Source organism: Erysipelatoclostridium sp. MSK.7.34, assembly GCF_019041935.1.
GTDB lineage: Bacteria > Bacillota_I > Bacilli_A > Erysipelotrichales > Coprobacillaceae > Thomasclavelia > Thomasclavelia ramosa.
Map to the genome: position 1 here is coordinate 1 of NZ_JAHPYJ010000045.1, position 10814 is coordinate 10814.

At 32.5% G+C, this 10814-nt stretch carries 12 protein-coding genes; all 12 read left to right on the forward strand.

The window, feature by feature from the left end; genetic code table 11:
* A partial coding sequence (gene tkt, locus KTF99_RS16290) for a transketolase (protein ID WP_029481752.1) occupies positions 1-1930 on the forward strand: 1930 nt, incomplete at its 5' end.
* Between the two features lie 183 nt (positions 1931-2113).
* The gene (locus KTF99_RS16295) at positions 2114-2626 is read left to right on the forward strand and encodes an HAD family hydrolase (RefSeq protein WP_254210223.1); all 513 of its coding nucleotides are present in this window, start codon (positions 2114-2116) and stop codon (positions 2624-2626) included.
* 582 nt (positions 2627-3208) lie between these two features.
* The gene (locus tag KTF99_RS16300; RefSeq protein ID WP_008792230.1) at positions 3209-3715 is read left to right on the forward strand and encodes a CarD family transcriptional regulator; all 507 of its coding nucleotides are present in this window, start codon (positions 3209-3211) and stop codon (positions 3713-3715) included.
* Positions 3716-3917: 202 nt separating this feature from the next.
* On the forward strand, positions 3918-4118 hold the full coding sequence (locus KTF99_RS16305; protein WP_003538887.1) for a hypothetical protein: 201 nt from the start codon (positions 3918-3920) through the stop codon (positions 4116-4118).
* Entirely contained in the window at positions 4111-4431 is a 321-nt protein-coding gene (locus tag KTF99_RS16310) for a spore coat protein (protein WP_003538886.1), read from the forward strand. The genes KTF99_RS16305 and KTF99_RS16310 overlap by 8 nt, the downstream gene beginning before the upstream one ends.
* Positions 4432-4518: 87 nt before the next feature.
* Positions 4519-4980 (forward strand): MarR family winged helix-turn-helix transcriptional regulator, encoded by a 462-nt coding sequence (locus KTF99_RS16315; protein WP_008792229.1) that lies wholly within the window; start codon positions 4519-4521, stop codon positions 4978-4980.
* 87 nt (positions 4981-5067) lie between these two features.
* Complete coding sequence (locus tag KTF99_RS16320) at positions 5068-6261, forward strand: MalY/PatB family protein (protein ID WP_008792228.1); 1194 nt, start codon at positions 5068-5070, stop codon at positions 6259-6261.
* A gap of 118 nt (positions 6262-6379) precedes the next feature.
* Complete coding sequence (locus tag KTF99_RS16325) at positions 6380-6724, forward strand: TIGR04076 family protein (RefSeq protein ID WP_003538880.1); 345 nt, start codon at positions 6380-6382, stop codon at positions 6722-6724.
* Position 6725: 1 nt separating this feature from the next.
* Positions 6726-7031: a PTS sugar transporter subunit IIB gene (locus KTF99_RS16330; RefSeq protein WP_008792227.1), complete on the forward strand. Its 306-nt coding sequence runs from the start codon at positions 6726-6728 to the stop codon at positions 7029-7031.
* Between the two features lie 2 nt (positions 7032-7033).
* Positions 7034-8461, forward strand: a complete 1428-nt coding sequence (locus tag KTF99_RS16335) for a glycoside hydrolase family 1 protein (protein ID WP_003538878.1) — start codon at positions 7034-7036, stop codon at positions 8459-8461.
* Between the two features lie 126 nt (positions 8462-8587).
* Complete coding sequence (locus tag KTF99_RS16340; protein WP_008792225.1) at positions 8588-9424, forward strand: MurR/RpiR family transcriptional regulator; 837 nt, start codon at positions 8588-8590, stop codon at positions 9422-9424.
* 352 nt (positions 9425-9776) lie between these two features.
* Positions 9777-10634 (forward strand): MurR/RpiR family transcriptional regulator, encoded by an 858-nt coding sequence (locus tag KTF99_RS16345; protein WP_003538870.1) that lies wholly within the window; start codon positions 9777-9779, stop codon positions 10632-10634.
* Positions 10635-10814: the final 180 nt, after the last annotated feature.

The window sequence follows — 10814 nt, forward strand, 5'->3', positions numbered from 1 at the left end:
ATTATGCGCTGATACTGTTGAAAAGGCAAATTCAGGACATCCGGGACTGCCTTTGGGTTCAGCGGCGGCGGCCTATATCTTATGGGGAAAGGTCATGAAACATAGTGGAACACATCGGAAGTGGGTCAACCGGGATCGCTTTATCTTGTCGGGAGGACATGGATCATCACTGCTTTATAGTCTGCTTCATTTGTATAACTATGGATTAACGATAGAGGATCTAAGACAGTTTAGACAGCTTGATTCACTGACTCCGGGGCATCCTGAATACGGACATACTGTAGGGGTCGAGGCAACGACAGGACCATTGGGAGCAGGGATGGCTATGGCAACAGGAATGGCAATGGCCCAGGCACACTTGGCAGCGATTTTTAATAGACCGGGATATCCAGTATTTGACAGCTTTACTTATGTACTAGGCGGTGACGGCTGTCTGATGGAAGGAATCTCGTCAGAGGCATTTTCACTTGCAGGCACTTTAAAACTGGAGAAACTGATCGTTTTATACGATTCAAATAATATTTCGATTGAAGGAAGCACGGATATTGCCTTTAGAGAAGATGTTCAGGGAAGAATGAAGGCATTTGGTTTTGATACATTCACGGTTGAAGATGGAGACGATCTTGACGAAATATTAAGTGCGATAAATCAAGCTAGGGTATCTCAAAAGCCGGCCTTTATTGAAGTGAAAACCAGAATTGGAAAAGGATGTCCGGCTAAAGAGGGAAAAGCCAGTGCACATGGAGAGCCACTGGGTGAAGAAAATGTCAGGGAATTAAAAAGGACACTGGGACTTGATGAGGATAGGACATTTGCGATAGATGAGGAAGTTTATCTCAATACAGCAAAACAGCAGGAACGCAGCGAGGTAATCTATAAGATTTGGAAGGATATGTTTGATGATTATCTGGTAACATATCCAGAGATGAAAAAATTATGGAAGCAGTATTTTGAGGTGGACTATAATAAAGTACTTGAAAACGATGTGGAATTCTGGAAATTTGAAAATAAACCTGAATCAACAAGAAATTTGTCGGGAACTGCGATGAACCGGATAAAGGAACTATTTCCAAATTTCATGGGTGGTTCAGCAGACTTAGCACCATCTACAAAAACATATTTAAATAAAGTAGGAGACTTTAGTGCCGAGAATTACAGGGGAAGGAATTTACACTACGGAGTAAGAGAGCAGGCGATGACAGGGATTGGAAACGGAATAATGCTTTATGGTGGATTGAAGACTTTTGTATCAACGTTCTTTGTATTCAGCGACTATGTCAAACCGATGGCTAGATTGTCAGCTTTGATGAATCTGCCATTGATATATGTATTGACGCATGACAGTATCGGTGTAGGTGAAGACGGGCCAACTCATGAACCGGTAGAACAGCTGACGATGCTGAGAGCGATGCCGAACTTCAATGTGTTTAGACCGTGCGATGCACAGGAGACTAATGCTGGATGGTATCTGGCGATGACATCAAAAACAACACCAACAGCACTGGTTTTATCAAGACAAAATCTACCACAGATCAAAGGATCTAGCCGAGAAGCATTAAAAGGAGGATATGTTATTGATGAGTGTGAAGGAACACCGGAAATAATCATCATAGCCTCAGGATCAGAAGTGACATTGGCAGTAGAAGCAAAGAAACGGATCAGAGGCAAAGCGATAAGGGTAGTAAGTATGCCGAGTATGGATATATTTAAACAGCAGAGCCGGGAATATAGAGAAAGTATCCTGCCGCCAGGTATAGAAAAGAGAATCGCAATTGAAGCGGGTTCAAGAATGTCCTGGGGAGAGTTTGTTGGCTTAAAAGGCAAATATATAACAATGGATAGCTTCGGAGCTTCAGCACCTGCTGATGAACTGTTTAAAAGATATGGTTTTACAGTAGATAATGTTGTAAAAATGATTAATAAATTATAAACGGTAAAAAGATGAAATTCTATTTTGATGTTGATGACACGCTATATGATCAGTTCATTCCATTTAAAAAGGCATTTATTGAAATATTTCCTAAAATAAAGACTTTGCCTATATATCAAATTTCGTAAATATAGTGATAAAATATTTGAGGCAAGCCAGTCTGGTCAAGTTACAATAAATGAAATGTATATCTATCGTATCCAAGCAGCCTTAAAAGAATATTATCTTGAAATTGATGAAGCACATGCTTTAGCATTTCAAACAAAATATTATGTATATCAACAAGACATTACAACTAGTAATGCAATCAAAGATATATTAGATTTATTAAAAGATAATCATATAGGAATAGGGATAATTACTAATGGACCTGCTTGTCATCAAATGGAAAAATTACGTAGACTAAAGATGAGCAACTGGGTTGCTCTCGAGGATATCTACATTTCATCGGTTGTTGGTTATTCAAAACCAGATCCACAGATATTTAATTTAATTACGGATAAAGATTGTATCTATGTCGGTGATTCTTATGAAAATGATGTGATTGGGGCCAAAAATGCTAATTGGAAATGTATTTGGTTAAATAAAAAGGGACTTAAAGCAATGGATATTAAACCTGATTATGAAGTTAATGACGAAGAAGCTTTGTTAAATTTGATTTCTAAAATAGTAAAAGAATATGCACAAAAAATGTAGGCAAACAATGGTCTGCATTTTTTAGTTAGTAGATAATATTAGTTTGGTCATGAAATAAATATTTCACTGATTAAACTAATAAGTTGATTTTCTATTGCTGTTTTAGTATCTAAAAGAACCATCGATCGATATATTTAGCGCACTGTCAATATTGATAATTTATTTATATTTATATTCTGGTAAAAATAAACCGAAGTACCTAATAATATTTCAACTAAAATAGTATCTTCATTAGGAATAAAATATTGAATGGAAAGTGAAATACCAATTAAACGATGGTCAATCTATCTTACTGTTTTAACAAATTCTAGTTGGATTAACGATATTACAACAATAAAGGTTTTTAGCTAAAAAATACTGTCACCATCATTGCTAAAGCAAGCCCTAATGATATACGAAACATGTAAAACTGTTGAAATTATTAACAAGATTTAAATAGTAAAATCAAATATAAAAAGATGTAGTCTTTAGCTGCATAAAAAAGAAAATTTAGTATATTTTAATTACTTTTGCATATAGTAACTAATAGTGCGGTATAATAGATATATTAAGCATATACTTAATAGAAAGCTAGGTGGTTATGTGTATGAAAAAGGAGATTTGATTATATATGGTAATCAAAGTGTTTGTAGGATTGAAAATATTGGAGTAATTAGTATTGGTAAGCAGCCCAATTCCCGAAAGTATTATACTTTAAATCCTATTTTTATGGACGGTAAGACGTATGTGCCAATTGATACGCAAGTATATATGCGTCATTTGATTTCGATAGAGGAGTTAGAACGATTATTGACCAGACATCCTAAAGTACAAAAAGAGATTATTGAAAATCAAAATTTAAGACAATTAACAGATTATTACAAAGAAACGATAAGTCAATATACTTGTGATGGCTTGATTCAATTGATTTGTAATCTTCAAGCAAAGCAAAAAAATTTATTGTTACAAAATAAGCGATTAAGTCAAACTGATGAGCGGTACAAAAAAGAAGCAGAAGATCTACTGCATCAAGAATTTGCAGCGGTATTAAATATCCCTAAAGAAGCAGTAATGGCATATATTGAAAATAAAATAAAAGTAGCAGGATAAAAATTTAGGGCTGTTAATTTGGTAAAGAAACATTATTGAAGATAATAATGTTTTTTATTTTTTAATAAAGATACTCTAGTATTAGTCAGATTTGAAAAATTTATAAGTAGAAAATAAAAAATATTTTTATTTTAATCTTTTGTATATGATTATGCATAATTGTTTTATAAAAGAACCAAAATATTATTGAAGGAGGAATTTTATGAATCAACCACCAAAAATGATATCTACTAAAGATAGTGGCTCTTTTAATGATCAATTGAATAGTTTATATGTATTATCGAAGAAGTTAAAGGCTTACGAAGAAAGTGTTGAAGATAATGATATTAAGATGACTTTAGGACGTGTTAATAGCACAATTAAAAATCATTATAGTGAATTATTGGGGTGTTTAAATGGATAATCAAAATTATTCAAATCCAACGAAACAACCAATTTTACCAAATGAAAATACGTTTAATGATTATGATAGAATCAATGATGTTCTATTATGTTTAAAATCATTATTAAGTGATTATACGACTTTTATCATTGAATGCTCTCATCAACAACTAGCAAATAAATTAATAGATATTCAAAAAGAGGTATATCAGATTCAACGTGAGGTCTTTGATCTTATGTATTCTAAAGGCTGGTATCCATTAGAACCAGAAACTCCACAAAAGATTCAAAAAGTAGTTCAAGAATACACAACCAAAGAATCACATTTAATGTAATCCTTTAAAGACTGGTAAAACCAGTCTTTTTATGATTGTTTGCAACATTGGTTATTATTTGATAGAATGATACCTGAGGTGATTTTTGTGGATCAAGAGCGATTTGATAATATGATTAAAGTAATTGACGAAAGTTATGATTTAATACAAGAATATGATAGTAAACCTCGACAATTTGGCAAAGTGATGCTTTATCCAGTAGAAACTCACACTCTTGCAATAATTGGAAATCACCCTGGAATAAATGCTTCGATGATTGCTAAAGAATTAAAAAAAACATTAAGTGCCAGCAGTCAAATTTTAAAGAAGCTAGAACAAAAAGGATTAATTTCAAGAACCAAGAATCCTCATAATAATCGTGAGTATAATTTATACTTAACGGTTGGCGGGAGGCAGATTTTTGATTTACATGGTCAGTTTGATAAGAAAATTATGAAACGTTATTTTAAGAATTTAATTAGTTTTAGCAATGAAGAAATAGATATTTATATTAAGGTTCAAAGAGCTTTAAATAAAGAATATGCACAAGACAATGAAGAATCGTTATGATTCTTTTTATTTGACTTTATAAATTGTGAGAGTATACTATTATTAAGGTACTTAACTATATAGGTGCTTAATAATGGAGGTAGAGAAATGAAATATGATTTTGAAACATTAGTTGATCGGAGTCAAAATGGTTCTGCTAAATGGAACGGGATGAAAGATCATAATCCTGCAGTTGCTAAAAATATAGCTCCACTTTCAGTCGCTGATTTAGATTTGAAATTAGCACCAGAGATTGCTGAAGGGATGCTTGAATTTATGCAGAATAATCCTGTATTTGGCTATACAAATGGAACAGCAGCTTATTACGATGCAGTAATTAACTGGATGAAGGATAAACACAATTATCAAGTTGAAAAAGAATGGATCGTTTTATCTAATGGTGTAGTACCAGCGTTAAGCGATGGGGTAACTGCATTTACTGAAGAAAATGACGGAGTAATTATTTTTACGCCAGTTTATTATCCTTTCTATCGGGCAATTGAGTTAAATAATCGTCGAGTACAAAGATGTCCTTTAATAAATCATGAAAATAGTTACCAAATTGATTTTGATAAATTTGAAGAACTTGCAAAACAAGCAAATACAAAGTTATTGATTCTTTGTAATCCTCATAATCCTGTAGGGCGTGTATGGACAAAAGAAGAGCTAGAAAAAATTGCGGATATTTGCTTAAATAATGGAATTATAATTCTTAGTGATGAGATTCATGAAGATTTAACTATGCCGGGGTATACACATTATCCAATTGCTGTTTTAAGTGAAGTGATTGGAGATATTACTGTAACATGTACAGCACCAAGTAAAAGTTTTAATATTGCAGGTTTGCAAGGATCTAATATTATTATTAAGAATAAAGAATTAAGAGCTAAATTTATTGCGCAACAAGAGAAAAAAGGATTTTTTACATTAAACACATTATCTTTTGAAGCAACACGATTAGCTTATACTAAAGGAGATGCATGGTTAGCTGAATTTAAGACATTGATTCATCATAACTATGACATACTGGTAGACTTTATCAAGAAAAATCTTCCATCAGTTACAGTATATCCATTAGAAGGAACATATTTAGCTTGGCTAGACTTTAGAAATTTAGGTTATGACTATCTAGAATTAGAGAAGAAAATGATTGCTGCTGATCTATATTTAGATGAGGGATATGTCTTCGGTCAAGAAGGAGAAGGATTTGAAAGAATTAATATCGCTTGCCCTACTTGGGTCTTAAAAGAAGCTTTAGAACGATTAAAAAATGCCTTTAGTGGACCACAAGTATCAAAATAAATTATAAAAATAATATATAAATGAAACACTGGAACAACAGTTTACGAGCTTGTTGTTTCTTTTATTTTCTGATGTTAAATTAAAAGTGTAGAAAAAAGGATTTGAAAGGAGCAAACAGATGTCTAAGTGTAAAATTACGGTATTAAGAAGAGAGTATTATCAAGATTTAGCGGATCAATATTTAGCGGATCCGCAAGTTGGTAAATGTCCATTGTTTAAAGAGGGACAGGAATTTATTTTGGAGCGTGGTAATGGCAAAGATGATTTTTGGAATATGATGAATGGAAAGTTTTGCAGTGAGGCTTGGGATGCCGTCAGTCGCTATATTTATGCAGCTTTGCAAGGTGGCTCAATTATGAAAGGCTGGACTAATGATGAAAAGATGATGATTGCTTGTTGTAGTGATGGGACAAGACCAGTAATTTTTAAAATTGAAAGAATTGATGAGATGGAGGAAAATTAAAATGATAAGAATTTTATTATGTTGTGCTGGTGGAATGTCAACTAGTCTATTAGTTACAAAAATGGAACAAGCAGCACAGGAAAAAGGAATTGAAACAAAAATCTGGGCAGTCGGAGCAACAGAAGTAAAAAATCACAGCCAAGATGCAGATGTTATTCTTTTAGGACCACAGGTGCGTTATCTAGAAAAAAGTATTGCGGATGATGCTAATGGAGTACCAGCATATTTAATAGATATGCGCGATTATGGCAAGATGGATGGAAAAGCGGTATTGACTTTTGCACTAAATAAATTGCAAGAGGTGTAGTCATGAAGATGGTAGAAAAAAATTTTCCTAAAGGATTTTTATGGGGTGGTGCAATAGCGGCTAATCAGTGTGAAGGCGCAGTCTTAGAAGATGGCAAAGGTTATTCAACGGCTGATGCTTTGCCTGAAGGGGTATTTGGTAATGAAGCAATTCCGCCATTAGATAATTATTTAAAGAAAAATGCAATTGACTTTTATCATCGCTATAAAGAAGATATTGCATTGTTCGCTCAGATGGGATTTAAAGTATTACGCTTATCGATAGCATGGAGCCGTATTTTCCCGCATGGTGATGAGACGGTTCCTAATGAAAAGGGTTTACAGTTTTACGATGATGTTTTTGATGAATTAGCTAAATATGGAATACAACCCCTAGTTACATTATCACATTACGAGATGCCTTTATATCTAGCGACTAATTATGGAGGATGGGTGAATCGTAAAGTAATTGATTTTTATCTTAACTTTGCTCAAGTATGTTTTGAACGTTATTGTAATAAGGTTAAGTACTGGCTAACATTCAATGAAATAAATGTTATTCTTCATGCCCCCTTTAATGGTGGTGGGATTAAAGGAAAAGCTGATCAAATTAATCCCGAAGTTTTATATCAGGCAATTCATCACCAGTTTGTTGCAAGTGCTCAAGCAACAAAAATAGCTCATAAAATCAATCCGAATTTTAAAATTGGTTGTATGATTGCAGGGAGTCCAATCTATCCATTGACCCCGCAGCCTGAAGATATTCAGGAAACAGTCCGACGTGATCGGGAGTCACTATTCTTTGCTGACGTCCATGTTAGGGGAAAATATCCAGGATACATGCTACGTTTTTTTGAAGAAAATCATATTCATTTAGAAATCACGAAAGAAGATGAAGAAATTTTAAAAAATACAGTCGATTTTATTTCTTTTAGTTATTATATGAGTTATTGTGCTACAGCTGATGAGAAACTTAATCAACAAGCTCGGGGAAATGTAATGAGCGGAGTTAAAAATCCCTATTTAAAAGAATCTGAATGGGGTTGGCAGATTGATCCTAAAGGGTTGCGATATATTCTTAATCAATTTTATGATCGATATCAGCTTCCGTTATTTATTGTTGAAAATGGTCTTGGGGCAAAGGATATTTTGGTTGTAGATGAACAATATGGTTATACAGTAAATGATGATTATCGTATTGATTATTTAAAAGAGCATTTAAAGCAGGTTTTAGAAGCAATCAAAGATGGTGTAGAAGTACTCGGTTATACAAGTTGGGGTCCAATCGATATTGTTGCTAATACAAAATGTCAAGTATCTAAACGTTATGGCTATATTTATGTTGATGTGCATGATGATTTTAGTGGAACGTTGGCGCGTTATCCCAAGAAGAGTTTTTGGTGGTATCAAAAAGTTATTGCAACGAACGGTGAAAGTTTAAATGATATTTAGCTGTTTTGTAAAATGGAGGAGGATTTTCAATCTCCTTTATTTTAATTAATAAAAAGATAATTGATTAGTTCAAATTTGTTTCATCTTGATATCTATGTCATAATAGGAAAAGATGAGGTGATAGTGATGATCTTAGAGAAGCTAAGGGAGAGGAAACGCTTTACTAATAGCGAAAAGCTAATTGCAGAGTATGTTTTAAAACATCCTGAACAGTTATATCAATTATCAGTGGAAGAATTAGGAAAAGAAACTTATACGAGTAAGGCTACAGTAATACGTCTTTGTAAAAAGCTGGAGGTTAATAGTTATCAAGAATTTAAACGCCAGGTTGAATTTGAGTATAATGAATTAAGTCGAATTAGTAGTCTTTTAAAAGATGAACCGGTTGATGAAAACAGTACATATCAAGATATTGTTAAAGTTATCCCAACTATTTATGATAAATCAATAGTACAGACAAGGCTGGATTTAGATCAAAATAAAATGATTCAGGTGATTAATCGTTTATCTCAAGCTAAACGTATTTCTATTTATGGAACAGGAATTAGTTATACGATTGCCAGTCAAGCTGCTTTTAAAATCATGACTTTAGGAAAAGAGTGCGATGCACATAGTGGAATCAACGAACATTTCATTTTATCACAAAAAAATAGTCGTCAATGTGTAGCCATACTTATTTCTTTTACTGGCAATAATAGTGAGATGATCAAGATTGCTAAATATTTAAAAAAGGCAGGAATCTATGTTATTGCAATTGGTGGTAAAAAGGGTGAATTACAAAACTATTGTGATATTTACCTCAATGTTTACTCGTCACAAGATATCCTTAGTTTAGAAGTGATTACATCATTTACTGCAACAATGTATGTTCTAGATGTCATTTTTGTGTCTTTACTTGTAAAGGATTATCAAAGTAATGTTACTACTGCTTTAAAAGTAATTGACTTTGAAAATAAAAAATAAATTATGTAAAAAATTTTCATAATTTAATATTTAAAATTGCTAATTTTGAAAATACTATCCTGAATTATATAAATTTATATTTTTTTATAAAACAATGGAGTATTATATTTCCACAGGCTAGTTGGCTTGTAGAAATAGTCGCTACTCTCATAAGATATCTATTGACAGTTTATATTTTAATTTAGTGACTATTTAATCTAAATGATGAAAAGTCCAAAAGGGCTTTTTTATTTTAGAAAAATCAAAAAAGAATAGTGTTAAAATAGTGTTAAAAAAGACTAACATGCCCTTATTAGTGTTATAATGGAAAAAAATTTGGGACAATATTTATAAAGTAATTCGGGGGTAGTTTATGAGTTTATTATCAAAACTGGAATACAAAAAAGGATTTAGTGACATTGAAAAAGGGATTGCTAATTATATAATTGATCATAAAGAAGAAGTGGCTAATATGCGTTTAGTTGAGTTAGCTGAGGCGACTTTTACTTCAACAGCGACGATCAGTCGTTTTTGCAAGAAACTGGGTGAAAAAAACTACAATAGCTTTAAGATCAATTTTGCTTCATCAGTTTTAACTAGTTATCAAACTGATGTTGATTACAATCGACCTTTTAAAGAGAATGATAGTATTCAAGAAGTCACAAATCAGTTAGGCGAGTTATATAAAGATACGATTGAGGCGACTAAAGCATTACTCGACTATGATGTACTTAATCAAGTAATTGAAAAGTTATTAAAAACATCAGTTATTGATATTTTTGCTGTTGGAGCTTCGTATCTTTCGGGACTATTATTCGAGCATCGGATGATTTCGATCGATCACTTTGTTAATTTTAAATCTTCACCAAATGATCAAGATAAGCGTTCTTTATTTGTAAATAAAAATACAGTTGCAATCGTGATATCTTATTCTGGTGAGAGTCATGAAATAAAAACGATAGTTGATCGGATTGTGGATAATAAGGGAACTATTATTGCAATTACTTCAATAAATGATAGTTATTTAAGAAAACGGGCGAATTATTGCTTAACAATGTGTAGTAAAGAAAATATTGTTTCGAAAATAGAAACCTATTCTTCAAAGTTAAGTAGTGATTATTTAATGGATCTAATCTTTTCAATCTTATTTCAAAAAGACTATTATCCTAACTTAATTAGAAAGATAAATTGTGAACAAAAATATGAAAAAAAGACAGATCATGATATGTAATAAATTTACATATCATTTTTAAATATTTTAAAAAAATTGTAAGACTCTTACAGAATGTGGGGAAAGCGTTTCCAAGTATTTCACCCTTTGCTATTATTAGGTAGTCAATAAGGGAGGAAAAGAATTATGGACAAAATGGCAGATGTCCTTGGCCGCGTTGGTGCGTGGTGTGGGCAAAAT